Origin of the sequence: Exiguobacterium sp. SH3S1, from assembly GCF_004337105.1 — a bacterium.
In the GTDB taxonomy this organism is placed as follows: domain Bacteria; phylum Bacillota; class Bacilli; order Exiguobacteriales; family Exiguobacteriaceae; genus Exiguobacterium; species Exiguobacterium aurantiacum_A.
On the sequence record NZ_SJUW01000005.1, the window covers coordinates 190,519 to 214,817 of the forward strand.

Genomic DNA, 24,299 nt, shown 5'->3' on the forward strand with positions numbered 1-24,299 from the left:
ATGTGCTCATCGTGTCACCTAAAGTCAATGATTGCGTTTGACGACAAAGTAAAGTAGCTCATGCAAACGAGGTGAAGCGACCGACAGTTCGGCGAGCGCAGCTTCAGCTTGCGCGACTTCCTGAGCGAGCGCTTGTTTCGCACCGTCAAGACCGAGCAGCTTCGGATACGTCGATTTATCGTTCCCTTCATCCGAACCGACGCGCTTCCCGATCAACGCCTCGTCGCCTTCGACGTCTAAAATGTCATCTTGGATTTGGAACGCAACACCGAGATGCGCTCCGAAACGCTTCAATGCCGCTTGGTCGCTTGCGGACGCATCGGCCAAAATCGCGCCTGCTTCGAGCGCATAGACGAGCAGCGCCCCGGTCTTGCGGGCATGAATCGACTGAAGCGTCTCGAGCGATACGTGTTGTCGTTTCTCGGCTAACATGTCGTCTAGCTGTCCACCGACCATCCCGGCGCTACCGGCCGCCTCGCTGAACCGTGAAATCAAACTCACTAGTTTTTCAGGCGCGGCGTCCGTGCGGGTGATCACCTGAAATGCGTCCGTCAAGAGCGCATCGCCCGCAAGGATCGCGGTCGCTTCATCAAACTGGCGATGGTTCGTCGGACGGCCTCTGCGGACATCGTCGTCGTCCATCGCCGGCAAATCGTCATGAATGAGTGAATACGTATGTACCATCTCGAGTGCGACGGCGGCTTCGTGACCAAGTTCAATCGGTCGGCCGTATGTATCTAGGACGGCGTAAAGAAGGGCCGGACGAATCCGTTTCCCACCTGCCTCTAATGAATAGGTCATCGCTTCGAACAGTCGCTTCGGCATGGCCGCGTCGTCAACGAGACGACTCATCGCCTGTTCGACCGCACGTTTCCACTCATCGAGCATCAACTGACTCATACGGCGCCTCCTTTGTCACGGAGCGTACCGTCCAGTTCTAAAATTTCGTCCATTTTCTTTTCGGCAGCCGTCAATTTTGACTGACAAAGCGCCGACAGACGAACACCTTCCTCGTAGAGCGTCATCGCTTCTTCAAGCGCGACTTCTCCAGTCTCAAGTTTCGCCACGATGTCTTCGAGTCGGGCCAGCGCCGTCTCAAACGTCTGTTCTTCTTGTTTCTTCGCCATAATGTCTCTCCTTCACTTCCGCGACGGCATGACCGTCACGGAAACGGATCGTCACGACTCCGTCATGTAGTTGTTTGACATCTTTCACGTACGTCCCGTCTTGCTCGGTAAGCGTATAGCCTCGGGATAGGACCGCGAGCGGGCTGACCGCATGCAACCTGCCGGCCTGCGCGGTAAAGCGTTCGGTCGGCCGTTCGAGCGGCCGGATCCGGTTCAGTCGTCCTTCAAATTGACGGTACCGTTCATCGTTCGTCCGCAGTGCCCGAGCCAAATTCCGGACATCGAGCCGCTGCTGCGATTGAGCGAGACGATGGCGGGCGAACGTCAGTTGTTTGGTGACACCTTGCTCGAGACGGATCTCAGCCTGAGCGAACCGGTCCCGCTTTTGTGAGAGCGTGAACCGCGGCGACTTCAACCCGTAGCTGTTCGCCGCCCGTTCGAGCCGGTCGCGCACAGCTGTCATTTGATTCGTGACGGAACGCTGCAACTGCATCGTCAAACGCTCGACGTCTTTTCGCTGCGCATCGATCGTCGCCGTCGCGAGTTCCGCCGCAGCCGTCGGTGTGGCCGCACGTAAGTCGGCGACGAAATCGGCAAGCGTGAAGTCGGTTTCGTGACCGACGGCCGAAATGACCGGAATCGTCGAGTTGTAAATCGCTTCAACGACGATATCTTCGTTGAACGCCCACAGTTCCTCGATCGAGCCACCGCCCCTGCCGACGATCAAGACGTCACAGTCCGTCCGTTCGTTCATCCAGCGAATCGCACTCGCTACTTGCGGGGCCGCCAAGTCACCTTGGACGGCAACCGGCGCGAACGTGATGGCTACGTGTGGCGCCCGGCGCCGCAGTGTCGTCGCGATGTCGTGCAAGGCAGCACCTTTTGGGGACGTAATGATCCCAATCCGTTCAGGGAAGGCCGGGAGCGAACGCTTCCGTTCCGCGTCGAACCACCCCTTCGCTTCGAGTTCGCGCTTTCTCGCCTCGTAACGTTCAAACAATAGACCGACACCGTCTTGACGCATCAGTTCAACGTACAGCTGAACGTCACCCGTCGCCTCGTACATCGTCACGCGAGCGATGACGACGACGTTCATCCCGTCTGTCGGTTCGAACGTGAGTGTTCTGGCGTCACGTGAAAACATGACTGCTTTCATGCGAGACGCCTCATCTTTCAACGTGAAATAGCAATGACCCGAAGCGTAACGTTTAAAGTTCGAGATCTCACCGACGACCGCGATTTGTTGTAAAATCGGATCGTCGTCAAGCTGTCGTTTGACGTAACGGACGACTTCGGACACTTGAATCGGATTAGCCACGCGAAGCGACCTCGACCGTGTTATGCATGAGCATCGTGATCGTCATCGGTCCGACGCCGCCAGGAACAGGCGTGATGGCGCTCGCGACGTCACGGACGCCTTCATAGTCGACGTCCCCGACGAGGCGATTGTCGACACGGTTGACACCGACGTCGATGACGATCGCACCTGGTTTGACCATGTCGGCCGTGACGAGTCCGGCCCGTCCGACCGCGACAATCAAAATATCGGCCTGTCTCGTCATCGCTCCGAGGTCAGCCGTCTTCGAATGGCAATACGTGACGGTCGCTGACTCGTTCAAAAACAGCATGCCGACCGGTTTGCCGACGATCTGGCTTCTCCCGACGACGACGACATGCTTCCCGACGAGATCGGTCTGCGTTTTGACAAGATGCAAGATCCCGTGCGGTGTACATGGCAACAAAGTATTCAATCCGAGCATCATTTTGCCGACGTTCTCCGGATGGAAGCCATCGACGTCTTTTTCTGGAGAAATCCGCATGATGACGCGGGATTCATCGATATGGTTCGGTAACGGAAGTTGGACGAGAATCCCGTGCACCTCATGATCGTCATTCAATAAATCAATCAGCTTTAGTAACTCTGCCTCAGTCATGTCTTCATCAAATCGAAGTATTTGCGAGTCGATGCCAATCTCTTCGGCCGCCCGCTCTTTCCCGCGAACATAACTGTGGCTCGCCGGGTCATTCCCGATTAAAACGACTTTTAATTTCGGTATGATCCCTCGTGACCGAAGAGCCGTCACCTGTTCTTTCAACGTTTCCCGATACGATGCTGCGATTTGTTTCCCGTCGATCACTACTGCCATCTCTCTCATCCCCCATTGTCTTAGGTTTCTCTGTAGTTGGTGTGGTGTCTTCTCTATTTGTTTAACAGACCGTGTGCTTGTCTTCGCTTACGCTTTAATGATGTTACCGAGCACGCCGTTGACGAGCTTGGCCGCTTCTTCATCGGCGAACGATTTGGCGAGTTCGACCGCCTCGTTGATCGTGACTTTGTCCGGAATCGTCTCGACGTAGAGCAACTCGTACGTCGCCATGCGGAGAATCGTCCGCTCGACATTTCCGAGACGGTCGAGTCTCCAGTTTTTCAAGTTTTCGATGAGCAATTCGTCAATCTCATCTTTCTTCTCCAACGTTCCAACGACGAGTTGTTCGTAGAATGGATCAGAGTCCATGCCATCAAGGGCAAATTCGATAGCCTCGTCTACCTCAAGTTTTGATACTTCGATTTGAAAAAGCGTTTGAATCGCTTTTTCCCGTGCTTCATGACGTTTCATTCAGATACTCTCCTTTTGCTTGCTTTCATCTTTAATCGGCAAGGATACCCCTACTTCAATCGTGCTCCGGGCACAGCCCGACGATAAGTGGGGGAGAAATTGCCGCCGGGACTGAATCACGCATGTCCGTTTTGGCAGACAACGTCGCTATCGATACCGGCCTCATCTCTTGCCCATCCTCTCCGGTTGTTCGTTTGTAAACTGTTCTCTACGGGAAAAAAATATTATCTCTAGTGAAAGGCGGTGAACCCAATGTCCACCATCACTGCGAAGGTCCAACTCTTCGTCCCGCCCCCTCAAGCGGCTATCCTGAGGGCAACGATGGACGCATACCGGTCGGCTTGTGACTGGCTGTCGGGACACGTCTTCGAGACGAGGGACCTGAACCAGGCGAGCCTCAACGACTCGCACTATGCCGAGCTCCGGCAACGGTTCGGCCTGAAGAGCCAGATGGCCCAGTCGGTCATGAAGACGGTGATCGCTCGGTACAAGTCGGCGAAGTCGAACGGGCACGCTGTTCGTGTTGGAGGACCTGACCGGCATCCATGCCGCCACAGAGAAGGTGCGGGCGAGAAACCGCTACGTCTCCGTGTCGTGGGCGTTCTACCAGTTCCGTCGCATGCTCGAGTACAAGGCCGCACTGAACGGTCAGAAGGTGATCGTCGTCGACCCGAGACACACCTCCCAGACCTGTCCGACATGCGGGCACACCGAGAAGGCGAACCGGGACAAGAAGCTGCACACGTTCCAATGCAAGAACTGCCGGTACCGATCGAATGATGACCGCGTCGGCGCGATGAACCTGCATCGGAAAGGCATCGAACACATCGGTACAGGTGCCACGGGAGCATGACCCCCATGGAAGGGGCGAGGTCAACCGTCCCGATGTTCCGCCACGCGAAGGTAGGAGGCGCATGAGCGCCGTCCGCACTACCGGGCAGGAACGAGCGTAACCGTACTCTACGAGGGTAGAGGCGCCGTCGAGTCCTCGATGGACGCAAGCCCCCACCTCAAACGGACCGTCAAGGCGTTAAGTGGCGGGTTGTTGACTGTGATAGTTTAGCATAAAGCACTCACAAATTCAGTACAAAAAACGAGGAAGACCGAAATAATGTTCGGGCTTCCTCGTTCGACTCATTTCGTCAGTATCATTTCTTTTTCGACAAATTTCGTGTCGAACGCACCGTTGCGGAAATGTTCGTGCGCCATGACTTGTTGATGGAACGGAATCGTCGTATGAATACCCGACACCGTGAACTCGTCAAGGGCACGGAGCATCTTCGCGATCGCTTCCTCGCGCGTCGGGGCGTGGACGATCAGCTTCGCCACCATCGAGTCATAAAACGGCGGGATGACGGCGCCTGCGAACAGGCCGCTGTCGACCCGTACCCCCATTCCTCCTGGAACGATATATTGATCGATCTTGCCGGCCATCGGACGGAAGTCGGTGAACGGGTCTTCGGCGTTAATGCGGCATTCGATCGAATGACCGCTAAAGACGATATCGGCCTGTGAGATGGCGAGCGGATGCCCGAGCGCGACTTCAAGTTGCGCTTGGACGAGATCAAAGCCGGTGATCATCTCCGTGACCGGATGCTCGACTTGGATTCGCGTGTTCATTTCCATAAAGTAAAACTCGTTCGATTCAGGGACGTAAATAAATTCGATTGTCCCGGCGCTCGAGTATTGGATCGCTTTCGCCGCTTTGACGGCCGCTTCTCCCATCGCTTGACGCGTCGCCTCGTCGATCGCAGGCGACGGGGCCTCCTCGATCAGTTTCTGCATCCGGCGTTGGATCGTGCAGTCCCGTTCTCCTAAATGAATGACGTTCCCATACTGGTCAGCGAGCACTTGCACCTCGACGTGACGGAACGATTCGATATATTTCTCTAAATAGACGTCACCGTTCCCAAAAGCTTGTTTCGCTTCTTTACGGGTCGCGACGAGTCCTTTGATGAGCTCTTCTTCGTCGAAAGCGACACGAATGCCGCGTCCGCCGCCTCCGGCCGTCGCCTTGATAATGACCGGATAACCGATTTCTCGAGCGAGTTCAATCGCCTCATCATCCGTCACGACACCGCTCGATCCCGGGACGACAGGAACACCTGACTCGATCATCGTCCGTTTCGCTTCATCTTTAATGCCCATCTTCCGAATCGCATAGCTGCTCGGACCGACGAACTGGATCCCGCACGCTTCACTCATCTCGGCGAACTCGGCATTTTCTGCCATAAATCCATACCCCGGATGGATCATCGTCGCATCGACCGCACAAGCGACCGACAAGATGTTCGGGATATTCAAATAAGAGTCTTTCGACGGGTTCGGCCCGATACAATACGCCTCGTCCGCGAGACGAACGTGCAACGCCTCACGATCCGCCTCCGAAAAGACGGCGACTGTCGGGATATTCATTTCTTTGGCTGCCCGAATGATTCGTACCGCGATCTCGCCGCGGTTTGCAATGAGTAATTTCATAGCACCCTCACTTCACGCTAAAGAGCGCTTGGCCATATTCGACTAAATCGCCGTCGGCGACGAGGATTTCAACGACTTCCCCGCTGATTTCGGCCTCGACGTCGTTGAACAGTTTCATCGCTTCTAATATACAGACGACCTGACCCGTCTCGACACGGTCGCCTACTTTGACGTACGTGTCTTTATCCGGGGCCGGGCGTGAATAAAACGTTCCGACCATCGGTGATGTGATGGTACGTAAGTTGCTCACTTCCGCTTGAGGCGCTTCGCTCTCGTCTACGGCTGGTGCAGATAACGGAGCAGTACTCGGTTGAGCAAGCGGTGTGCTCGTGACGATTTGTTGCGCCGTTTCTTTTTTTAATGACAGTTTGAACTCGGACGTCTCGAGCTCCATCTCATGGATAGACGTCTGGTCGAGCAGTTCAATCAGCTCTTTAATGTGATCGATTTGCATGAAATAACCCCCTATTTATACCTGGTACTAATCTCTACTCTACTATAACTGGTCAGACCAGTGAATGCAACGACAAAAAAAGTGCCCATTCGTTTGAATGGACACTGCTCGTATTACCCGTTATAACGTCCCATGAAGTCGCCGGTACGTGTGTCGACCGTCACTTTTTCACCTGGCTCGATGAAGAGCGGGACTTGAATGATATGGCCCGTCTCGACCGTAGCGTTCTTTTTGACGTTCGACGCCGTATCCCCTTTAACACCTGGGTCAGCTTCTGTGATCGTCAAGACGACCGTCGTCGGAAGTTCGATCCCGAGGATCTCACCGTTATAATCAGCGATGCTCACTTCCATGTTCTCGAGCATGAACGGAAGCGCCGCTTTCACTTGCTCGCCCGTCAATTCGAGCTGCTCATACGACTCTGTATCCATGAAGACGTACGTGTCGCCCATCGGATACAAATACTGCATTTTTTTACGTTCGATGTGAGCGCGTTCGACCCGCTCGCCGCCCCGGAACGTCGTCTCTTGAATCGCGCCAGAACGTAAGTTGCGCATTTTCGTACGAACGAACGCTGCGCCTTTACCTGGTTTGACGTGCTGGAACTCGATGACTTGCCAAATCGACCCGTCTGATGTTTTGACTGTTAACCCTGTCTTTAAATCGTTTACTGATACCATAGTGATTTCCTCCTAAAAATGAGCTGAGACTCAAGCCTCAATCGTGATTAACTCTTTTGGCGACTGCGTGAGACGGACATTTCCATCCTTCGTGATGACGACATCATCCTCGATGCGGCAGCCACCGATGCCGGCGATGTAGATCCCAGGCTCGATTGTGACGACCATCCCAGGTTCGAGCACCGTGTCAGACCGGAACGACAACCCTGGCGCCTCATGTACTTCCATTCCGAGTCCGTGACCGGTTGAGTGGCCGAAGTACTCGCCGTACCCGGCTTCTTTGATGACGTCACGCGTCAACGCGTCAGCCTCGATGCCGGTGATGCCGGCCCGAGTCCCTTCCACGCCTGCCAGTTGGGCACGTAACACCGTGTCATAAATCTCGCGCAATTTGTCTGAGATCTCGCCGACTGCGAGCGTACGCGTAATATCCGAACAGTACCCTTTGTAGTACGCTCCGAAGTCGAGCGTCACGAGTTCACCCGCTTCGATGACTTTGTCACTGGCCACACCGTGCGGCAATGCCGAACGATGACCAGAAGCGACGATCATATCGAATGAAGACGAATCCGCACCTTGGCCGCGCATGAACATCTCCAACTCATTGGCGACTTCTTTCTCAGTGCGTCCCGGGCGAATGAACGTCTGGATGTGGGCAAACGCCGCATCAGCAATCGCCGCAGCTTCCTTCATTATCTTAATCTCTGCCTCGTCCTTAATCAAGCGCAGCTTTTCCACGATCCCTGACGTCTCGACCAGTTCAGCCGCTACCTCTTTCTCATACGTCCGATACGTCCCGACCGTCATGTCATCTTGTTCGATCCCGAGACGCTTCACCCCTTCTCGGCTCGCGATGTCAGACACCGACTTGATGAGCGATGTTTCGAGCTCGATGATGTCATAACCGGTTACTTGGCTAGCCGCCTGCTCGGTATAGCGGAAGTCCGTGATGAAACTCGCCGCCTTCGCTGTGATCAAGATGACCCCGCTCGACCCGGTAAACCCAGACAAGTAACGAATGTTCTCTCGTTTCGTCACGAGCAATCCATCGATCCCGTTCATTTCTAACTGAGCTTGTAGCTTGTTGACGCGTTCAATCATGTCGATTCCTCCAATGTTCGATGAGTGCATGCAACGCGAGCGTATAGCTCGTCAATCCGAAGCCGCTGATGACGCCGAGGCAGACACCGGCAAGTTTCGATTCGTGACGAAACGACTCACGGGCATGCACGTTCGAGATATGTACTTCGACGACCGGGGCTGAAATAGCGGCAATCGCGTCTCGCAATGCAATCGACGTATGCGTATACGCCCCGGCGTTCAAGATGACGCCCGCGTAATCATACGCCTCATGCAGCGCATCGATCAGCTCACCTTCATGATTGGACTGGATGAACGTGAGACGAACATCTCCCGGTGCTTCGAGCAACAGTTCTGCCGTCAAGCCTTTCAGCGAGACATCCCCATACACATCCGGTTCCCGTCTACCTAGCAAGTTCAAATTCGGTCCATTCAAGACAAGTATATGCACAAGCCTTCCCCCTCATTCGTCAAGTCTTTCTTATTGTAACAAATTTATGCGAAGAGCGATAATCGCGTCACCTGAGGTTTCGTTTTTCGATCAAATCACGTTATAATTCAACTATATACTTGTCAGAATCGAGGAGAACCTATGAAAAATAAACAGTTGATCCCCGTCGGCGGTCAAGCACTCGTCGAAGGCGTCATGTTCCAAGGACGCACCGAGAGCGCCTCGGCCATCCGGCGTAAAGACGGATCGATCGAGACGTTCAAACAGCCTCGACTCCTCGTCCCGTGGGTCCAATCGTTGAAAAAAGTCCCGTTCCTTCGCGGCATCGTCGCTTTATACGAGTCGTTAAAGAACGGCTCGGCCCACATGAACTTCGCGAGCGATCGCTATGACGTCGACCCGAGCGAAGACGTCACGGAGAAGCCAGAGCAAAAGCAAAACATCCTCATGGTCATCATGATCGCCATCGTCGGTGTCATTTCTTACATCTTCGGCAAATTGATCTTCAACGTCACCCCGGCGCTCCTTGCCGCTATGTTCCAAAACGTGCCCGCACTGTCCGGTCACGTGATTCAAAACCTGCTCGAAGGGGGAATTAAACTAGTATTACTGCTCAGCTACCTATACTTGATTTCATTGACCCCGCTCATCAGACGCGTCTTCCAATATCATGGCGCCGAGCATAAAGTTATCAACTGCTACGAATCCGGACGACCGATCACCGTTGATAACGTCCGTTCAAGCTCACGCCTCCACTATCGGTGTGGTTCAAGCTTCATCCTGTTCACCGTTTTTGTCGGCATCGGCGTCTATATGGTCGTCCCAATCGACCCACTTTGGGTCCGGCTCGTCAGCCGGATCGCGCTGTTGCCGGTCGTCATCGGCATCTCGTTCGAGGTGCTTCAATTCACCAATCGCTTCCGGGAGCATCGGTTCTTATCCGTGCTCGGTAAACCAGGACTTTCCTTGCAACTACTAACGACGCGCGAACCGAACGACGAACAGATCCGCGTCGCCATCGAAGCGTTCGAGACGTGGGAACGTTCCGAGCTCGGTCAACCAGACGTCCAAAGAGAGGGATAAAGAGGAGGAAAACACCATGATCAGACAAAGAATCGGCTCGACCGCGGCGACCATCGTGTTCATCTTGGGCTTCATCGGAGTCGGACATATGTTAGCGACCGATCCTGGTCGATTGTTCAGACAGTTGCTCTTCATCGGTATTTTCGGGTTAATCTTTTACGTGATTTACCGGGTCTTCATGGCTCCTAAAATTTCGGCCGAAGACGTGCGTTACCGGAAGACCGCGCAAGCGTCGAAAAAACGGATGGCGCGACCAGGCAATAGCCCCAAAGTCAAACCTTCCGCAGCGGCCGCTAAGAAAAAGAACACCAAACCAGGCTCGAACGTGACCAAACTGTCGAAACGTACGAGCGTCCATCGCAGCGATGCCCCTCACCTGACCGTCATCGAAGGAAAAAAAGGCAAGAAGAAAAAGAAAGCGAACATGTAAAAGGAGCGCCTCTCGAGGCGCTCCTTTTAGTCTGTATCGACAAATCCGATATACGGTAAGTTGCGGTATTGTTCCGCGTAGTCGATACCGTACCCGATGACGAACTCATCTGGAATCTCGAATCCGACATAATCCGCGTCAAGTTGGACGAGGCGACGAGCCGGTTTATCTAGCAACGTGCAAATTTTCAATTCTCCCGGTTGATGCAGCTTCATATGCTGACACAAAAATTTGAGCGTCTGACCGGTATCGATGATGTCCTCGATAATGACGACATATTTCCCTTCGACGTCGAGGTCGAGATCTTTCCGAAGTTGGACGTTCCCGCTCGAGACCGACTTTTTCCCGTAAGACGAAGTCGCGACCGTGTCCAGTTGGACGCTTCCTTTCATCTGTCGCATCAAATCAGCGGCGAATACGAGTGAACCTTTTAACACGGGGACGAGGACGATCGGCGTCCCGGCCGCATCACGTTCGATCTGTTCCGCGAGTTCAGCGACGCGCTGTTTGATCTGTGCTTCATCAAATAACTTCCCTTTGATTTGAATGTTCATTTTTCGGCGATCGTTCGCCGTCACCCCCTCATTTATCTATCCAGCAACTATTCTATCATACAATCACCCTAAAAATAGACTTTAATTCAATAACATGATGTTAATGTTCGGTTTTCGGTTCAGGTGCATAAAAAGACCGCTACCCGATTCGACGATCGGATCGCGGTCGATTTCACTCATCGCGTGTCATATTTAGTTCCTGAAACTGTCGAAACTGCTCCATCAGCTCGGGTTTGTCTTCAAAGAATTCGACGAATTGGGTCATGCAGTCGAGCGTGTTCGAGCTCAAATGATGTTCGATGCCTTCAACATCCTCATAGACGTGCGCTTCATCGACCCCGATCAGCCGTAGGAACGACTCGAGCATCGTATGCCGCTCGACGAGCCGCTTGCCGATCTTCTGCCCTTTATTCGTCAACATCAGGCCTCTGTATTTTTCATACACCAAATAACCTTCCCGGTCTAACTTTTGCACCATTTTCGTGACTGAGGAGGGATGCACCCCTAAATGTTCGGCGATATCAGATACACGGGCGTATCCTTTCTCGACCATCAGTAAGTAGATTCGTTCTAAGTAGTCTTCCATACTCGGTGTCGGCATGGGCGTAGCCTCCCCTTATGTTCCGTTCTCCAATCTCCATTTTAGCGTAACCCGTGTAAAACCGAAAGCAGAACGGGCAAATCGTCTAGTCAATCATTGTCTCATGACCTTAAATTCTTTATAATGAATGTTGGTGAAACTTAATAAAGAAAGGAAGAACATCAATGGGAATCGAAACAATCCTCGTCATCATCCTCTGGGCTGCGCTCATCGCATATATCGTCTGGCGCTTCATGCCGGCTCGTGGTTTGAAAAAAATGAAACAAGAAGAATTTCGTGCTTCGCTCCGCAAAGGACAACTGATTGACGTCCGTGAACCGAATGAGTACAAGGGAGGCCATATCATCGGGGCCCGTAATATCCCGGTCGGCCAGATGAAACTTCGGATGAAAGAGCTACGGAAAGATCAACCGATCCTCATGTACTGCCAAGGCAAGTCACGTACGAACCAGGCAGCCAAACTGCTCATGAAAAATGGCTACACCGACATCTATATGCTTGAAGGCGGATTTAAAAACTGGAAAGGGAAAGTCAAAAAAGACTGACCCTCACAAACAAGCGTTGCTCCAACATTCGTTGGGGCAACGCTTGTTTGATTGAACGTTCAAAAGAATTTAGCGATTGACTTTGGTGTTAAAACTGTCCCTACCGATTTAATTTCCTCATTGACGACAAGGCCAGGCGTGCTCATAATTCCATATGACATGATTTGTTCGATATCCGTCACTTTTTCAACCGTCGCTGTCTTTCCAGTTAGCCGTAACGCTTCTACGACGTTTTGCTCCAGCGTCTTACAATTGCGACACCCGGTTCCTAAAATCTTTATGTTCATGTTCGACTCCTCCTCATAGTATAAAATTGAATAAGTAACCAATTATCATGATCCCTAACGTCACAATGACGAAGAAAATGATGACGAGCTCTTTCTTCAACACCCGGCTCAACAATAGACCTTCAGGTACAGACAAAGCGACGGTCGACATCATGAACGCAAGAGCCGTTCCGATCGCCATTCCTTTCCCAACGAGCACTTCGATGACCGGCAACGTCCCGATCGCATTGGAATAGAGCGGAACCCCGATCAACGTTCCAATGATTGGGCCATACCAGTTATCTCCCCCTGCGACACGCATAATGAACTCAGCCGGTATGAACCCGTGAAACCCTGCCGCGATCGCAATCCCTATCAGTAAATAAGGCCCCACTTTTTTTACGGTCTCATAGACGCCATTGAGCGCTGTCACTAAACGATCTGCTTGTGATAATTCAACCGTGACCGCGACTTGTTGACTTTTGATGCGATATACGTAGTCTTGCACATACTTTTCAAGATGTAACTTTTCAATTAGCAGGCCAGCGAACAATGCGACCATCACCCCTGCAAATACATATAAGAACGCGATCTTCCAACCGAACATCGAGATGAGAAGGACGATGGAAATTTCATTCACAATCGGTGACGTGATGAGAAACGTGAACGTCATCCCGAGCGGAATACCCGCTTCCACGAACCCGATGAAAAAGGGGATCGTCGAGCAGGAACAGTATGGTGACAAGACGCCTAGACCAGCGGCACCAATATATCCGCCAATTTTCCGCTTGCCACTCAAATAGTCGCGAACTTTTTCTACAGGGAAATAACTGCGAATATATCCGATCACAAAAATCATAATGCTCATCAGCACGGTTATTTTCACGACGTCCATCACGAAAAATTGTACAGCTTCACCGAAACGGCCACTTAGATCAAGGACGTCGTATGCGATAAAGTCTCCAATCCGATCAAACATGTTCACCCACTTCTTTCTCTATCAATTGAAAAACGGTGTTCCGTCCCAAGCGTGTCGAGCGAATGACTTCACCACGCTCTAGCAAACGGAGGTGATGTGTCAACGTAGAGTTCGGCATCTCGAGCGCGCTTGACAGTTCACATAAGCACATCGGGACTATGCCTAACAGGCGGACGATCTTTAACCGAGTTGGATCTGCCAGCCCTTTATGGAAGGCGGCTTGTCGCTCGAGCTCTTCCTCATCAAATTGACAGATACGTAAGGATTCACGAAGTTCTTCGTCTGTTTTCAAAGCCCATTCCATCTTCATCACCTCCTTTATATAACTAGTTTGCTAGTTATATAGTTTCAAGTCCACACACTTATTCAACTATTCACATTTAAGACATTTTTTAGTTCATACAATCGTCACAACCACTCATCTTGGCACAAATCAAAAACCCGCTCGCGAATTGCGAGCGGGTTGTGGCTTAGTTGATTGACGATGGTTGACGTCGCTCATACTTCAATACCGGCTTACGGGCAGCGAGCGTCTCGTCGAGTCGTTTGATGACCGTCGTGTGCGGCGCCGTCTGAACGATCTCCGGATTCTCTTCTGCCTCTTTGACGATTTGGAGCATCGCGTCACAGAACGCGTCGAGCGTCTCTTTCGATTCCGTCTCGGTCGGCTCGATCATGATGCACTCCTCGACGTTGAGCGGGAAGTAGATCGTCGGCGGATGGTATCCGAAGTCGAGCAATCGTTTGGCGATGTCGAGCGTACGGACACCGAGTGCTTTTTGACGTTTACCTGACAAGACGAATTCGTGCTTGCAGTACGTGTCGTACGGCACATCGAACGCGTCCTTCAAACGGGCGAACATGTAGTTGGCGTTCAACACTGCTTCGCGTGAGACGCGCGTCAGCCCTTCGGCGCCCATCGTCTTAATGTAGCTGTAGGCGCGTACGTTGATGCCGAAGTTTCCATAGAACGGTTTGATGCGTCCGATCGACTGCGGGCGATCGTAATCGAGCGTAAAGCCTGAATCCGCTCTGTTTACGATCGGTGTCGGCAAGTACGGGATCAAGTCGCGCTTGACGCCGACCGGTCCCGAGCCCGGGCCGCCGCCGCCGTGCGGTCCTGTGAACGTCTTGTGCAAGTTCAAGTGGACGACGTCAAAGCCCATATCACCAGGACGGGCGATCCCTAGAATCGCGTTCGAGTTGGCCCCGTCGTAGTACAGTTTACCGCCTGCCTCATGGACGACTTTGGAAATTTCAAGAATGTCCGCCTCGAACAACCCGAGCGTGTTCGGATTCGTGAGCATGAGCGCTGCCGTGTCGGCTCCGACTTTCGCTTTTAAGTCAGCGAGGTCGACAAGTCCCCGCTCATCCGATTTGACCGTGACCGTCTCGAATCCGGCGACGACGGCCGAAGCTGGGTTTGTCCCGTGCGCCGAGTCTGGGACGAGTACTTTCGTCCGATTCATATCGCCGTTATGCTGGTGGAACGCTTTGATCAACATGAGTCCGGTCCATTCCCCGTGGGCACCGGCTGCCGGTTGGAGCGTCACTTCGTCCATCCCCGTGATTTCAGCGAGCTGGTCTTGAAGGTCGACCATCATCTCGAGCGCCCCTTGCACCGATTCGATCGGTTGGAGCGGGTGGATGTGGGCGAACCCAGGCAGACGTGCCATATCTTCGTTCACTTTCGGGTTGTATTTCATCGTACATGATCCGAGCGGATAGAAGCCGGAATCGACACCGTGGTTCCGCGTCGACAGCGACGTATAGTGACGAACGACATCTAGTTCCGACACTTCCGGCAGTTCGGCCACCTCATGACGAATCATCGACGCCGGTAACAGCGCCTCGATATCAACTTCTGGTACGGTCGGTGTCGGCAAGTTGTAACCGGTACGTCCGGCACGTGACACTTCAAAAATGAGCGTTTGTTCGTGTTGCATCAGTTCGTCCCCCCAACCACTTCAATAAATCCGTCAATCTCTTCTTTCGTGCGCAGTTCGGTCGCACATAGCAACATCTGTGTTTGACGATCAGCATCATACGTTCCGAGCGGCAATCCACCGATGATCCCATTGTCAAGCAAGCGGCGTGACACGGTTTCGGCATCGATACCGAAATCGACGACAAACTCGTTGAACATCGGTCCTTCGTCGATGATTGGGTAACCGGCCGACTTCAGTGCCTCTTTCATATAGTGGGCCGTTTGAATGTTGCGGACGGCCATGTCACGAATCCCATATTTCCCGAGCGCGGACATCGTGATCGAGGCGGCGAGCGCGTTGAGCGCCTGGTTCGAGCAGATGTTTGATGTCGCTTTATCGCGGCGGATATGCTGCTCTCGTGCCTGTAGCGTCAAGACGAAGCCGCGTTTCCCGTCCTCGTCGACCGTCTGACCGACGAGACGACCCGGCAGTTTACGCATGAGCGCCTTTTTGACGGCGAAGTAGCCACACGATGGACCACCGAAACTTTGTGGGATCCCGAACGGTTGGGCATCCCCGACCGTGATGTCGGCACCGAGCGCACCAGGAGACTCTAAAATACCGAGTGCGAGCGGGTTACTCGATACGACAAAGAGCGCACCGGCATCATGGGCCGCTTTCGCGAGCGTCGCCAAGTCCTCGACGCGACCGTAGAAGTTCGGGTACTGAACGACGAGACACGAGGCGTCCGTCAAATCGACGTCCGTCAAATCCGTCACGCCGGCCGCAACATGCGTATATTCAACTGAAAGTCCCGGTCCATCCGCGTATGTGCGGATGACGTCTTTCGCTTCCGGGTGAACAGCACCGGAGACGATGACACGTTTCTTCTTCGTATGAGCGCTCGCGAGGTACGTCGCTTCCGCGAGTGCGGTAATGCCGTCATACATCGACGAGTTGGCGACGTCCATCCCCGTCAGTTCACAAATCATCGTCTGGAACTCGAACATCGCTTGCAGTTCACCTTGTGAAATTTCAGGTTGATACGGCGTATACGCCGTGTAAAACTCAGAACGGAGCAACATATGGTTCATGACGCTTGGCGACAAGTGGTCGTACATGCCGGCTCCTAGAAAACTCGGATGTGATTTCGTGTGAAGGTTCTTCTCGGCAAGCTTCGTCATGTGGCGGACGAGATCGACTTCTGGGAGCGGAGCGCCGATGGCAGATAACGATGCCGTCTCCCGGAGCGTGGCCGGGATATCTTCAAGCAAATCTTCGATCGATTCGACACCGATCGTCTGGAGCATATCGCGTTCGTCTTGCTCGGTCATCGGTAAATAACGAAATTCCATTCTGTTCATTCTGAATCCCCCTGTATCATTTACGTTTATAGAACGGTGTCGGCACACGTTCGGCTTCTATTTGTTTGCCCCGAACTTCGACGATGAAGTTTGATTGTTCGACAAACCGGCGATCGATCCGGGCCCAAGCGATCGATTCGTTAACGGTTGGCGGCATCGTTCCCGTCGTGACGACGCCGATCGTCTCGCCGTCAAACAAGACGGGCGCACCTTGTCGGGCAATCCCGCGGCCGAGTAGCTTCAAGCCGATCAGACGGCGCGGAATATCTTCTTTTTGTTTGACGAGGGCATCTTTCCCGACGAAGTCGGTATCGAGCTTGACCGCAAAGTTCAAGTTGGCCTCGAACGGCGTCACCGTCTCGTCTAACTCATGCCCGTACAGCGGCAGACAAGCTTCAAAACGGAGCGTGTCACGTGAACCGAGCCCGCACGGCGTCACTTGTTCTGCTTCGAGCGCAGTCCAAATCTTCGCGACGTCTTCGGCCCGGGCGTATACTTCGAACCCATCCTCACCTGTATAGCCGCTCCGCGAGATGATTGCTGGCACACCGGCAACGTCGCCGCTCAAAAACCGGAAGAACTTGATCTCATGTAGCGGTAAGTCCGTGATTCGTCCGAGTACTGTTTCTGCAATCGGACCTTGGATCGCGATTTGACCGTACGCATCCGATTCATCGGTCACAGTGACGTCCCCTGATACGTATCGACGGACGTGGGCCGCGTCTTTTTCAATATTCGAGGCGTTGACGACGAGCCAATACGCGTCTTCATCGAGCCGATAGACGAGCAGGTCGTCGACGACCCCGCCGTCAGGTAAACAGAACAAGTTGTATTGCGCTTGCCCGATATTCAGCTTCGAGACGTCATTCGTCACAAGACGTTGGACGTTTTCGAACGCGTCCGGACCTTCAATCCGAATTTCCCCCATGTGCGATACATCGAACATACCAACCCGCTCCCGAACCGCTTGATGCTCTTCTTTGATTGACGAGAACATGATGGGCATCTCAAACCCCGCAAAATCCACCATCTTCGCCTTCGTAGAAATCAGGTCGTACAAAGGCGTACGTTTCAACGTTAACTTCTCCATAATATCCCCCAATCCCGAACGTAAGTAATGCATTTGATGAAATATTTCGTTTTCTATTCCACTCTATCAATTTTTTGACGCGCTGCCTAGCAAAAATGGGCAAAAATAAAGAGGATTGAAAACGAAAACGTTTTCATCCTCATTATTTCATATTTCAGTCTCAGTGGAAACGCCTGAACGATCGATTCCAGCGGTCCGCTTAATTTCCTTCGTAAGGCCGACCGTTGCCTGTTTCAGTTCGAGCGACTCGTCTTTCACTTTAACCGAATAAGCCTTCATTTGCTTCACCGATGCGTTGACCGTGTCGATGTGCTGTTTGATCTCACCGACCAAGCCTTGAATCACGTTCATTCGAATCGTAAACCGTTCCGTCAACCGTTTCACACGGCGCAGATCGGTCTTCATTTTGTTCCGATACAATAAAAATCCGTATCCACCTAGCCCGACGAGTGCGAGCACGATAATACCAAGATTAATCCAAATCATCTGTCTTCCTCCTTCAACCGATCTAGTTCACAAGCAATCGCTTCCGAGCTCAATGAGGCGTCGATTGTCACATCGGCGTAAGCGTAAAGCGGACGCCTGCGCTCGTATAGCGCCTCGACGCTCCTTTTACCAAGTTGCACGAGCGGACGGTCCGAGTCTTTAATACGCCCCCAACACAGTTCGAACGGCAACTCAAGGGCAACGATGCGCCCATGCCGTCGCATCCATTCGATATTTTCTGAGCGCTCGACGATTCCGCCACCTGTCACGATATAGTCCGCATGAACGTTTCGAAGCATCGCCGTCTCTTCGGCCCGAAACGCGCTCTCACCGTGTCGGGCGAAATAAACAGATAAACCCATTCCAAGATGCCGTTCGAGCGCTTCATCCAAATCGATGACATGATTCGATTTTTCAAGATATCGTTTTAAGCTTGATTTACCTGTACCCATAAACCCGATGATGTAAAACGGTCTAGTCATCGAAATAAATCACCTCTTTATGCTTTTCTCCCGTCTTCAACCGGATCTCGACCTCCGTCGTACCTGGCCCGAGCGGTCGGCAGAAAATCGTACCGGTCGGTTTGACGATGATCTCTGCTTCTGTCCGGCACGAATGTTTGGCGACCATGAGATGGGATTCGAAGCGAATCGCCAAAATTTCGAGCGTCAGACGTTCCGTGCTTCGTTCGATATCAGTATACCAAAACAAAGCTGCAGCTAATAGCCACGTCAAGAGGACTAACGTAGAGATGACGAAGAACCCGCGCGCATGCACATCACGGACTTCTCCCGAGGGCCGATCGAGTCGGTCCACTGAATCCGGTAGCCGTTTCCTAACGGTTCGACACGATAACCATCGATTCCTCTTATAAATAACAAGTTCCCTCCCTCTTCGCCTACCATGACTAAATTCCGATTGATCTGTTTGAGCGTCCACGTCCACGTCGTCTCATCGGGTCGAACGTACGTACCGACGAGGATACCCTCTCGCACCTGACAGTCACGACTATCGAACAGTTTGCGAACGATGAGTTGTGGTGTCGTGTTCACTTGACCGCGCGGTTGTTCGTAAAACGCCTCCCCGAGCGCTAAAAAGTGGACGAGTAGCCCGATGAACAAGGGGAGCAACAATAATGTGTACGTCATCTCGAGCAACGTGAAGCCACCCTCAGAGCGTCGGCAGACATATGTCTTGTTCACAAATTTCGACTTCACCGCTTGGATCGGCCGCATCAAGCAACACCTCCCCTTGAAGCCGTTCATAAGTCCGAACCGTCGCCTCGAGACGCTCCACCCGCTCCGTACCCGCCGTAACGAACGGCGCAATCACACCGACCCATCCGAGCAGGAGGGCTAGACTTAAACAAACTTCCCAAAACGTGATGCCTTGCTCATCCTCCCCCACTATGGATCACCTCCGGCTCATACGTGCCCATCCTGAACTTCAACGTGACCGCGACTTGGCCTGTGTAAAATTTCCACTGTCCGGCATACGTCGCCGCCGACTTTGAAAAGACGATTTCGTTCGTTGTCGGCAGGCTCATCTCGACACCGTCGGGAACGATGCCTGAAGTGATCGACGTCGTCCCGCACGTGATGTGATACCGCCGTTCTTTCATATACCATCTCAAGCGCGGGACACATTTTTCATTGGCGGCCACGTACGGATACTGACCGACCTCGGCGATGTCTTGGACGAGCGCCTCCGTGAAGTCGATGAGCGCGAGTCGGTCCATCGAACGGACGGTAGGTGTCGCCACTAAAAGGAGTAACGACAGGACGACGAGTACCCAAGCCATCTCGACGAGCGTATAGCCGCCTTGTCTCATTTCAGCGCCAACGCACCTGTGCTCGGCGTGTACGTGTACGTCATCGACTGACAGCTATATTCGAGCGGGTTCTCGGTCGAAGCACGTTTGATGACGGCGAGCGATTCTGGATACGCCTTATGTTCCGCATAATATAAATTGATTTCAGATTCGACAATCCGTACGCTCCCTTCACAACTGACGCTATCCGCCCGTGACTTCCCGTCCGACATAGACGGGACGAGTAGCAGCAACAAGACCGAGATGATTAGTAAGACTGCCGCCATTTCAACGAGTGTGAATCCTTGCTCTGCCTGACAGTCTGATTTGAATTTTGCCACGATAATTCTCCTCCTCATAGTTGGGCCATAATTAGTTTGACCGGCAAATAAATCGTATAGAACATCATCGTCACCATGACGGTCAAGAAGCCGTACAAAAGCGGCTCCGTCTTGGCGATCAGTTGCTTCCAATACAGTTCCATCTCTTCAAAGATCAAGTCTCGATGTAACGCCATAATCAATCCGAGGTCTCCACTCACCGTCCCGACCCCGAACAAGCTGACGACTTCATGGTCGAGCAGACGTTCCTCTCGGGCCGCCGCCTCCAACTCGATTCCACCAGACATCCGGTCATGGATGCGCCGGGCGATTTGCGCCACTTCCCCTTCTCCATAAGAGAGACGCTCGATGACGTGACGCACCGAAATTTGCCCTTCACTCAGTAAGGACAGTTCGCTGACAAACAAATACGTGACATACAGTCGTCTTCCCCGCTCGACGAATTGGATCGGGACGGACCGGCCTCGCTTCACGACCCAATAGCTCCCGCCGCCCGTCAAGATGAGCGCGACGAACAAGCCCGGGAAAAAACCTCGTGACAAGAGGATGGTGCTGATTCCGTCTAAATCGTCGACCTGCACCATCGAGAGCAATTTCGGAAAGATGTACAGCGCATAAATGGCACCAAGCCCTAAAAGCATCGTCAAGATGACGAGCGGATACCTCGCCAGTTGTTTTAACTCTTGCTGCAGGCCTCGACGCATCATCGATAAGGCAAGCACTTGTTCTAGACCTTCAATGAAATGATGTCCCCGTTCCGCCGTGACAAGCATGTCTCGCATGCGGGCATCCGTGACGAGTTCAGAGAACACGTCGGCGAGTGCCAGACCACTCTCGAGCTTTTGCCGCATCACACGAATCAGTTGTTTTTGCTTCCCCCGCTCATGCAACTCGAGCGTCTCGAACGTCTTTTTCAACCCGACCCCTCGTGCTTGCAGTCGCAGGAAGCGCCGGATCGTGTTCAGCTCCCTACTGGAACGGACATCGACCATGAGCAAGTCACCTCCTCTCTCCGCTGCAACACACACCAATGGCGCGGCACCTCTACTTTGCCGATCAACTGTTCGAGACGGCGTTCACCGTCTTCGATACTCGCCGTATGAAACGTCGCGATCGTCAAATGTCCGCTCAGTGCCGCATCATGCGCGACACGCAGTTCTTCACTCGTCCGCACCTCCCCGACAACGATGATATCCGGGTCGGCTCGCAACGTTTCTTTCAACAAACGTTTATGATCCAGTCCTGCCAATACATTCACCTCGAGCTGGATCACACCTGTCAATTGCTGTTCGGGAGGGTTTTCGATCGTCACGATCCGGTGGTTCTTCAAACTTTCAAGAAAAGCATAGAGGACTGTCGTTTTTCCGGCCCCGGTCGCGCCACCGATTAAAAACAAGCCGTGCCGCAGCTCAGCCATGCCTTGAAAACGCAACACATCCACTTCAGATAACAACTCTTGAAGTTGGAACGAGACGTTCGGCAGACGCCATGACATGAGCACATCAGTAAATGACGGCAAAAACGTGACCCGGATCATTTCTTCGTTCCGATCATATATCCCGGATTGCGGAACCCGATGATCCGTTTCAGCCAATGAACACCAATATTTCATATGTAATGTGAGCCGTTCGTAGTCTGGACGTGGTATCGTCTCAAGCTTTGTGATCGACGTCCCGTGACGCGCCTGTACGATAACGGCGTCTTTGCCTGGCATGAAATGGACATCGCTCGCCTCGAGCCGTCGCGCCGCTTTAATCAATCGATCAATCACCAGTTTCATTGTCCCCACCTCATAAATGAGCATAAAAAAAAGCCCACTCTTAGGAAAGTGGACTTGTCTTATGAAACGTTTACCGAAGTCAAATCATGGCGGCGGGCATACGTCTCGATTGACGCCTTGTCGTAGCCGACAATAACTTCTTTACCGTCTGTCAAAATCGGGCGTTTCAACAGCTTCGGATTTTCGCTCATCAACTTCAGCAATTCGCTCAGTTTCAATTCATCGACGTCAACGTTGAGCTGTTTGAACGCTTGACTTCTCGTTGCTAGGAGTGAATCGACTCCGTCTTCGCTAAGTGCAAGTAGCGTCAAGAGTTCGTCTACCGTCGGAGCGTCTCGGAAAATATGGCGTTCGTTCACGTCAAGTTGTTGCTCTTGTAAAAACGCTTTCGTTTTTCGACACGACGTACAGCTTGGATACGTATAAAACATAAGTTCACTTGCCACTTTCAGCGCCTCCTTTTATTTGACAACCTGTTCCGTTCAATGCTTGTAAGTTGATTATACAACCTATCCTGTACTTTGTACATAGTTTGTACAACTTTTTTTGGTTTTTTGTACAACTTTGTACAACATCTTGATTTCACATATTTTTCACGATTATTTTGCTCAATTCACACGTTTTCATAGCATTTTTCTGAATGTGTTGGTAAAATAGTGAATGAGAATGGAATAATGTACGTATGGGGGGATTAACATGGCGAGAATGTTCCGTGTCCTAGGCTTTTGGACTGGGTTGATCGCGGCGCTGGCTTTCGTGGGCGCACTCGGTGGAGATCAAAGCAGTAGCGAACATACTGGTGACTTCGTCGTAATGGGTCTTGTCTTTTTAGCTCAAACAATTTTCTTTGTCGCACTAGGCTACTTGAAACTGACTGAAAAAACGTATGTATACGTGTTCGGCGCTTATTTGACTGTTTTCTTCGTCGTCTTCACGTATTGGAGTAACTTCCAAATGTAAAAAAGATTGTCTCTCGTCGAGACAATCTTTTTTTATGTTCACCGCTCAAAAAATGGATTTGAACGAATTTCAGCTTCGAGTGTCGTCTTCGGTCCGTGACCTGAATAGAGCACCGTCTCGGCCGGCAATAATTGACGCATCCGATCGATCGACCCGAGGAGCGTCGATTGGTCGCCGCCGAAAAGATCGGTCCGGCCGACCGATTGTTTGAAGATCAAGTCCCCGCAAAAGGCGACACGTTCGCTCGGGATGTGCAAGGTGACACTCCCTGGTGAGTGGCCCGGCGTGTGGTGCAACTCGATTGTAAACGCACCAATCTCCAGCTTCTTACCTTGATAAATCCGTTCGGCCGGTCGCATCGACGAGTGCGGAAGATGGAATTTCGCCGCCCCGTTCTTTTCGCCGTCGGCGAGCCATGACCGCTCGGCTTCATGAACATAGACCGGCACCGGATAGCGATCGCGCAGCGCGTCGATTCCGCCGATATGGTCAAAGTGGGCATGCGTCAACAAAATGGCGTTCAATCCGCCGAAACGTTCCACCGCCTCAAAGAATTTCGGGTCGTCCGTGCCCGGGTCGACGATAACGACCGTTCCGTCTTGTTCGAGCACGTATCCGTTCTCTTGGGCAAGGCCCGATGTGATTTTTACAATATTCATCTAAAACACCTCCACAACCATTCTAAACGATATTGTGGCAAAATTGTAGCGGTGGCAACCTTTGCTCGACAGCGTGTGTTATTTCGGATAAAATAATAGTGATATTTCAGTGAAATTTTTATGAATTTCATGACGTATAATAAAGGGGGAACTCGTCATGCATTTGTATGAGCCATTTGGATGGATTTCACTCATCGTAGCACTTGTTGCACTTTGGGGGATGGCCCGTTCATTCAAAAAACGCCAATTCTTTCCACTTGCGTTTGCCGGAATCACCGCGCTCGTCTTTGGATTCTTCGGCGTCGCAACATTGATTTTCGGTGGAATCCCAGGTTAATGTTGACTTACTACGAAGACGACTGCGGTCGTCTTTTTTTATTCCGCAAAAAAAGCGCTGACGTTTAACGGTGAACTGAACCCTGAATGATAGACACTTGATAAAAAGTGCTCATTCAGGGTTTTTTGTGTGCGGTCGAATCGATATAATGAACCTATTCATTCAGACGGGGGAACGCATCCATGAGTAAAATCATCT

The 24,299-nt window shown here is 52.2% G+C and carries 34 protein-coding genes and 1 pseudogene; 6 read left to right on the forward strand and 29 right to left on the reverse strand.

Features of this window, described 5'->3' with window-relative positions; translation table 11 throughout:
* Positions 1 to 24: 24 nt before the first annotated feature.
* From EVJ26_RS07770 to nusB, 5 genes are all read right to left on the reverse strand, one after another.
* Complete coding sequence (locus EVJ26_RS07770; protein ID WP_131458859.1) at positions 25 to 900, reverse strand: polyprenyl synthetase family protein; 876 nt, start codon at positions 898 to 900, stop codon at positions 25 to 27.
* Positions 897 to 1,127: an exodeoxyribonuclease VII small subunit gene (xseB, locus tag EVJ26_RS07775; protein ID WP_016510387.1), complete on the reverse strand. Its 231-nt coding sequence runs from the start codon at positions 1,125 to 1,127 to the stop codon at positions 897 to 899. The genes EVJ26_RS07770 and xseB overlap by 4 nt, the downstream gene beginning before the upstream one ends.
* A complete protein-coding gene (gene xseA, locus EVJ26_RS07780) occupies positions 1,096 to 2,445 on the reverse strand; it encodes an exodeoxyribonuclease VII large subunit (RefSeq protein ID WP_131458860.1) in 1,350 nt (449 codons plus the stop codon). The genes xseB and xseA overlap by 32 nt, the downstream gene beginning before the upstream one ends.
* Positions 2,438 to 3,274, reverse strand: a complete 837-nt coding sequence (gene folD, locus EVJ26_RS07785) for a bifunctional methylenetetrahydrofolate dehydrogenase/methenyltetrahydrofolate cyclohydrolase FolD (protein WP_131458861.1) — start codon at positions 3,272 to 3,274, stop codon at positions 2,438 to 2,440. Before folD ends, xseA begins: the two co-directional genes overlap by 8 nt.
* 87 nt (positions 3,275 to 3,361) lie before the next feature.
* Positions 3,362 to 3,745 carry a transcription antitermination factor NusB gene (gene nusB, locus EVJ26_RS07790; RefSeq protein WP_131458862.1) on the reverse strand — a complete coding sequence of 128 codons (384 nt, stop codon included), beginning with the start codon at positions 3,743 to 3,745 and terminating at the stop codon, positions 3,362 to 3,364.
* Positions 3,746 to 3,997: 252 nt separating this feature from the next.
* Between nusB and EVJ26_RS07795 the strand changes: the two are divergent.
* Positions 3,998 to 4,598 (forward strand): annotated as a pseudogene (locus EVJ26_RS07795) (zinc ribbon domain-containing protein).
* A 281-nt stretch (positions 4,599 to 4,879) separates the two neighbouring features.
* Here the strand turns inward: EVJ26_RS07795 and accC are convergent.
* From accC to aroQ, 5 genes are all read right to left on the reverse strand, one after another.
* Positions 4,880 to 6,223: an acetyl-CoA carboxylase biotin carboxylase subunit gene (accC, locus tag EVJ26_RS07800; protein WP_131470193.1), complete on the reverse strand. Its 1,344-nt coding sequence runs from the start codon at positions 6,221 to 6,223 to the stop codon at positions 4,880 to 4,882.
* Positions 6,224 to 6,230: 7 nt separating this feature from the next.
* Positions 6,231 to 6,677 carry an acetyl-CoA carboxylase biotin carboxyl carrier protein gene (accB, locus tag EVJ26_RS07805; RefSeq protein WP_131458864.1) on the reverse strand — a complete coding sequence of 149 codons (447 nt, stop codon included), beginning with the start codon at positions 6,675 to 6,677 and terminating at the stop codon, positions 6,231 to 6,233.
* 113 nt (positions 6,678 to 6,790) lie between these two features.
* The gene (gene efp, locus EVJ26_RS07810; protein ID WP_070327053.1) at positions 6,791 to 7,357 is read right to left on the reverse strand and encodes an elongation factor P; all 567 of its coding nucleotides are present in this window, start codon (positions 7,355 to 7,357) and stop codon (positions 6,791 to 6,793) included.
* Between the two features lie 30 nt (positions 7,358 to 7,387).
* Positions 7,388 to 8,455, reverse strand: a complete 1,068-nt coding sequence (locus EVJ26_RS07815; protein ID WP_070327905.1) for a M24 family metallopeptidase — start codon at positions 8,453 to 8,455, stop codon at positions 7,388 to 7,390.
* A complete protein-coding gene (aroQ, locus tag EVJ26_RS07820) occupies positions 8,451 to 8,888 on the reverse strand; it encodes a type II 3-dehydroquinate dehydratase (protein WP_070327052.1) in 438 nt (145 codons plus the stop codon). Before aroQ ends, EVJ26_RS07815 begins: the two co-directional genes overlap by 5 nt.
* Positions 8,889 to 9,029: 141 nt before the next feature.
* Between aroQ and EVJ26_RS07825 the strand changes: the two genes are divergently transcribed.
* Positions 9,030 to 9,971, forward strand: coding sequence for a DUF1385 domain-containing protein (locus tag EVJ26_RS07825; protein WP_131458865.1), 942 nt, complete (start codon positions 9,030 to 9,032; stop codon positions 9,969 to 9,971).
* Positions 9,972 to 9,987: 16 nt separating this feature from the next.
* On the forward strand, positions 9,988 to 10,401 hold the full coding sequence (locus EVJ26_RS07830; RefSeq protein WP_016510385.1) for an SA1362 family protein: 414 nt from the start codon (positions 9,988 to 9,990) through the stop codon (positions 10,399 to 10,401).
* Between the two features lie 26 nt (positions 10,402 to 10,427).
* On the opposite strand, the gene hpt is transcribed toward EVJ26_RS07830, so the two are convergent.
* Together hpt and mntR are read right to left on the reverse strand one after the other, a co-directional pair.
* Positions 10,428 to 10,955, reverse strand: a complete 528-nt coding sequence (gene hpt, locus EVJ26_RS07835) for a hypoxanthine phosphoribosyltransferase (protein ID WP_131458866.1) — start codon at positions 10,953 to 10,955, stop codon at positions 10,428 to 10,430.
* A gap of 172 nt (positions 10,956 to 11,127) precedes the next feature.
* Positions 11,128 to 11,556, reverse strand: a complete 429-nt coding sequence (gene mntR, locus EVJ26_RS07840; protein ID WP_070327049.1) for a transcriptional regulator MntR — start codon at positions 11,554 to 11,556, stop codon at positions 11,128 to 11,130.
* Between the two features lie 164 nt (positions 11,557 to 11,720).
* Between mntR and EVJ26_RS07845 the strand changes: the two genes are divergently transcribed.
* Entirely contained in the window at positions 11,721 to 12,101 is a 381-nt protein-coding gene (locus tag EVJ26_RS07845; RefSeq protein ID WP_016510373.1) for a rhodanese-like domain-containing protein, read from the forward strand.
* A 59-nt stretch (positions 12,102 to 12,160) separates the two neighbouring features.
* Here EVJ26_RS07845 and EVJ26_RS07850 read toward each other — a convergent pair whose 3' ends face one another.
* The 16 genes from EVJ26_RS07850 to EVJ26_RS07925 all read right to left on the reverse strand — a co-directional run bounded on the left by EVJ26_RS07850 (position 12,161) and on the right by EVJ26_RS07925 (position 22,576).
* A complete protein-coding gene (locus EVJ26_RS07850; RefSeq protein ID WP_131458867.1) occupies positions 12,161 to 12,388 on the reverse strand; it encodes a thioredoxin family protein in 228 nt (75 codons plus the stop codon).
* A gap of 13 nt (positions 12,389 to 12,401) precedes the next feature.
* The gene (locus EVJ26_RS07855) at positions 12,402 to 13,346 is read right to left on the reverse strand and encodes a permease (RefSeq protein WP_131458868.1); all 945 of its coding nucleotides are present in this window, start codon (positions 13,344 to 13,346) and stop codon (positions 12,402 to 12,404) included.
* Entirely contained in the window at positions 13,339 to 13,650 is a 312-nt protein-coding gene (locus EVJ26_RS07860; RefSeq protein ID WP_236634048.1) for an ArsR/SmtB family transcription factor, read from the reverse strand. The genes EVJ26_RS07855 and EVJ26_RS07860 overlap by 8 nt, the downstream gene beginning before the upstream one ends.
* A gap of 166 nt (positions 13,651 to 13,816) precedes the next feature.
* Positions 13,817 to 15,292 carry an aminomethyl-transferring glycine dehydrogenase subunit GcvPB gene (gene gcvPB, locus EVJ26_RS07865; RefSeq protein WP_131458761.1) on the reverse strand — a complete coding sequence of 492 codons (1,476 nt, stop codon included), beginning with the start codon at positions 15,290 to 15,292 and terminating at the stop codon, positions 13,817 to 13,819.
* Positions 15,292 to 16,629, reverse strand: coding sequence for an aminomethyl-transferring glycine dehydrogenase subunit GcvPA (gene gcvPA, locus EVJ26_RS07870; RefSeq protein ID WP_070327904.1), 1,338 nt, complete (start codon positions 16,627 to 16,629; stop codon positions 15,292 to 15,294). The genes gcvPB and gcvPA overlap by 1 nt, the downstream gene beginning before the upstream one ends.
* 25 nt (positions 16,630 to 16,654) lie before the next feature.
* Positions 16,655 to 17,728, reverse strand: coding sequence for a glycine cleavage system aminomethyltransferase GcvT (gene gcvT, locus EVJ26_RS07875; RefSeq protein ID WP_131458760.1), 1,074 nt, complete (start codon positions 17,726 to 17,728; stop codon positions 16,655 to 16,657).
* A gap of 147 nt (positions 17,729 to 17,875) precedes the next feature.
* On the reverse strand, positions 17,876 to 18,214 hold the full coding sequence (locus EVJ26_RS07880) for a hypothetical protein (RefSeq protein WP_070327043.1): 339 nt from the start codon (positions 18,212 to 18,214) through the stop codon (positions 17,876 to 17,878).
* Positions 18,211 to 18,696, reverse strand: coding sequence for a shikimate kinase (locus EVJ26_RS07885; RefSeq protein ID WP_236635531.1), 486 nt, complete (start codon positions 18,694 to 18,696; stop codon positions 18,211 to 18,213). Before EVJ26_RS07885 ends, EVJ26_RS07880 begins: the two co-directional genes overlap by 4 nt.
* On the reverse strand, positions 18,689 to 18,991 hold the full coding sequence (locus EVJ26_RS07890) for a hypothetical protein (RefSeq protein ID WP_131470194.1): 303 nt from the start codon (positions 18,989 to 18,991) through the stop codon (positions 18,689 to 18,691). Before EVJ26_RS07890 ends, EVJ26_RS07885 begins: the two co-directional genes overlap by 8 nt.
* On the reverse strand, positions 18,955 to 19,449 hold the full coding sequence (locus EVJ26_RS07895) for a hypothetical protein (protein WP_161567613.1): 495 nt from the start codon (positions 19,447 to 19,449) through the stop codon (positions 18,955 to 18,957). Before EVJ26_RS07895 ends, EVJ26_RS07890 begins: the two co-directional genes overlap by 37 nt.
* Complete coding sequence (locus EVJ26_RS07900; RefSeq protein WP_131470196.1) at positions 19,385 to 19,621, reverse strand: hypothetical protein; 237 nt, start codon at positions 19,619 to 19,621, stop codon at positions 19,385 to 19,387. Before EVJ26_RS07900 ends, EVJ26_RS07895 begins: the two co-directional genes overlap by 65 nt.
* Complete coding sequence (locus EVJ26_RS07905) at positions 19,608 to 20,045, reverse strand: prepilin-type N-terminal cleavage/methylation domain-containing protein (RefSeq protein ID WP_131458757.1); 438 nt, start codon at positions 20,043 to 20,045, stop codon at positions 19,608 to 19,610. The genes EVJ26_RS07900 and EVJ26_RS07905 overlap by 14 nt, the downstream gene beginning before the upstream one ends.
* A complete protein-coding gene (locus tag EVJ26_RS07910; protein WP_131458756.1) occupies positions 20,042 to 20,365 on the reverse strand; it encodes a prepilin-type N-terminal cleavage/methylation domain-containing protein in 324 nt (107 codons plus the stop codon). Before EVJ26_RS07910 ends, EVJ26_RS07905 begins: the two co-directional genes overlap by 4 nt.
* 14 nt (positions 20,366 to 20,379) lie before the next feature.
* On the reverse strand, positions 20,380 to 21,357 hold the full coding sequence (locus EVJ26_RS07915) for a type II secretion system F family protein (protein ID WP_131470197.1): 978 nt from the start codon (positions 21,355 to 21,357) through the stop codon (positions 20,380 to 20,382).
* Positions 21,327 to 22,145: an ATPase, T2SS/T4P/T4SS family gene (locus EVJ26_RS07920; RefSeq protein ID WP_236634047.1), complete on the reverse strand. Its 819-nt coding sequence runs from the start codon at positions 22,143 to 22,145 to the stop codon at positions 21,327 to 21,329. The genes EVJ26_RS07915 and EVJ26_RS07920 overlap by 31 nt, the downstream gene beginning before the upstream one ends.
* 59 nt (positions 22,146 to 22,204) lie before the next feature.
* A complete protein-coding gene (locus EVJ26_RS07925) occupies positions 22,205 to 22,576 on the reverse strand; it encodes a Spx/MgsR family RNA polymerase-binding regulatory protein (protein ID WP_016510368.1) in 372 nt (123 codons plus the stop codon).
* 265 nt (positions 22,577 to 22,841) lie between these two features.
* On the opposite strand from EVJ26_RS07925, the gene EVJ26_RS07930 reads away from it, so the two are divergent.
* Positions 22,842 to 23,105 (forward strand): DUF2626 domain-containing protein, encoded by a 264-nt coding sequence (locus EVJ26_RS07930; RefSeq protein WP_070327035.1) that lies wholly within the window; start codon positions 22,842 to 22,844, stop codon positions 23,103 to 23,105.
* A 38-nt stretch (positions 23,106 to 23,143) separates the two neighbouring features.
* Here EVJ26_RS07930 and EVJ26_RS07935 read toward each other — a convergent pair whose 3' ends face one another.
* Positions 23,144 to 23,764, reverse strand: a complete 621-nt coding sequence (locus EVJ26_RS07935; RefSeq protein WP_131470198.1) for an MBL fold metallo-hydrolase — start codon at positions 23,762 to 23,764, stop codon at positions 23,144 to 23,146.
* A 157-nt stretch (positions 23,765 to 23,921) separates the two neighbouring features.
* On the opposite strand from EVJ26_RS07935, the gene EVJ26_RS07940 reads away from it, so the two are divergent.
* On the forward strand, positions 23,922 to 24,101 hold the full coding sequence (locus EVJ26_RS07940) for a DUF2759 domain-containing protein (protein ID WP_070327033.1): 180 nt from the start codon (positions 23,922 to 23,924) through the stop codon (positions 24,099 to 24,101).
* The last annotated feature ends 198 nt before the right edge of the window (positions 24,102 to 24,299 follow it).

Excerpts from the sequence above, each read along its gene's own strand:
- EVJ26_RS07770 (WP_131458859.1), bottom strand. The coding sequence starts at position 900 with ATGAGTCAGTTGATGCTCGATGAGTGGAAACGTGCGGTCGAACAGGCG.
- xseB (WP_016510387.1), bottom strand. The coding sequence starts at position 1,127 with ATGGCGAAGAAACAAGAAGAACAGACGTTTGAGACGGCGCTGGCCCGA.
- folD (WP_131458861.1), bottom strand. The coding sequence starts at position 3,274 with ATGGCAGTAGTGATCGACGGGAAACAAATCGCAGCATCGTATCGGGAA.
- nusB (WP_131458862.1), bottom strand. The coding sequence starts at position 3,745 with ATGAAACGTCATGAAGCACGGGAAAAAGCGATTCAAACGCTTTTTCAA.
- accC (WP_131470193.1), bottom strand. The coding sequence starts at position 6,223 with ATGAAATTACTCATTGCAAACCGCGGCGAGATCGCGGTACGAATCATT.
- accB (WP_131458864.1), bottom strand. The coding sequence starts at position 6,677 with ATGCAAATCGATCACATTAAAGAGCTGATTGAACTGCTCGACCAGACG.
- efp (WP_070327053.1), bottom strand. The coding sequence starts at position 7,357 with ATGGTATCAGTAAACGATTTAAAGACAGGGTTAACAGTCAAAACATCA.
- EVJ26_RS07825 (WP_131458865.1), top strand. The coding sequence starts at position 9,030 with ATGAAAAATAAACAGTTGATCCCCGTCGGCGGTCAAGCACTCGTCGAA.
- EVJ26_RS07830 (WP_016510385.1), top strand. The coding sequence starts at position 9,988 with ATGATCAGACAAAGAATCGGCTCGACCGCGGCGACCATCGTGTTCATC.
- hpt (WP_131458866.1), bottom strand. The coding sequence starts at position 10,955 with ATGAACATTCAAATCAAAGGGAAGTTATTTGATGAAGCACAGATCAAA.
- mntR (WP_070327049.1), bottom strand. The coding sequence starts at position 11,556 with ATGCCGACACCGAGTATGGAAGACTACTTAGAACGAATCTACTTACTG.
- EVJ26_RS07845 (WP_016510373.1), top strand. The coding sequence starts at position 11,721 with ATGGGAATCGAAACAATCCTCGTCATCATCCTCTGGGCTGCGCTCATC.
- EVJ26_RS07850 (WP_131458867.1), bottom strand. The coding sequence starts at position 12,388 with ATGAACATAAAGATTTTAGGAACCGGGTGTCGCAATTGTAAGACGCTG.
- EVJ26_RS07855 (WP_131458868.1), bottom strand. The coding sequence starts at position 13,346 with ATGTTTGATCGGATTGGAGACTTTATCGCATACGACGTCCTTGATCTA.
- EVJ26_RS07860 (WP_236634048.1), bottom strand. The coding sequence starts at position 13,650 with ATGGAATGGGCTTTGAAAACAGACGAAGAACTTCGTGAATCCTTACGT.
- gcvPB (WP_131458761.1), bottom strand. The coding sequence starts at position 15,292 with ATGCAACACGAACAAACGCTCATTTTTGAAGTGTCACGTGCCGGACGT.
- gcvPA (WP_070327904.1), bottom strand. The coding sequence starts at position 16,629 with ATGGAATTTCGTTATTTACCGATGACCGAGCAAGACGAACGCGATATG.
- gcvT (WP_131458760.1), bottom strand. The coding sequence starts at position 17,728 with ATGGAGAAGTTAACGTTGAAACGTACGCCTTTGTACGACCTGATTTCT.
- EVJ26_RS07880 (WP_070327043.1), bottom strand. The coding sequence starts at position 18,214 with ATGATTTGGATTAATCTTGGTATTATCGTGCTCGCACTCGTCGGGCTA.
- EVJ26_RS07885 (WP_236635531.1), bottom strand. The coding sequence starts at position 18,696 with ATGACTAGACCGTTTTACATCATCGGGTTTATGGGTACAGGTAAATCA.
- EVJ26_RS07895 (WP_161567613.1), bottom strand. The coding sequence starts at position 19,449 with ATGCGGCCGATCCAAGCGGTGAAGTCGAAATTTGTGAACAAGACATAT.
- EVJ26_RS07905 (WP_131458757.1), bottom strand. The coding sequence starts at position 20,045 with ATGAGACAAGGCGGCTATACGCTCGTCGAGATGGCTTGGGTACTCGTC.
- EVJ26_RS07915 (WP_131470197.1), bottom strand. The coding sequence starts at position 21,357 with ATGGTCGATGTCCGTTCCAGTAGGGAGCTGAACACGATCCGGCGCTTC.
- EVJ26_RS07920 (WP_236634047.1), bottom strand. The coding sequence starts at position 22,145 with ATGAAACTGGTGATTGATCGATTGATTAAAGCGGCGCGACGGCTCGAG.
- EVJ26_RS07925 (WP_016510368.1), bottom strand. The coding sequence starts at position 22,576 with ATGTTTTATACGTATCCAAGCTGTACGTCGTGTCGAAAAACGAAAGCG.
- EVJ26_RS07930 (WP_070327035.1), top strand. The coding sequence starts at position 22,842 with ATGGCGAGAATGTTCCGTGTCCTAGGCTTTTGGACTGGGTTGATCGCG.
- EVJ26_RS07935 (WP_131470198.1), bottom strand. The coding sequence starts at position 23,764 with ATGAATATTGTAAAAATCACATCGGGCCTTGCCCAAGAGAACGGATAC.
- EVJ26_RS07940 (WP_070327033.1), top strand. The coding sequence starts at position 23,922 with ATGCATTTGTATGAGCCATTTGGATGGATTTCACTCATCGTAGCACTT.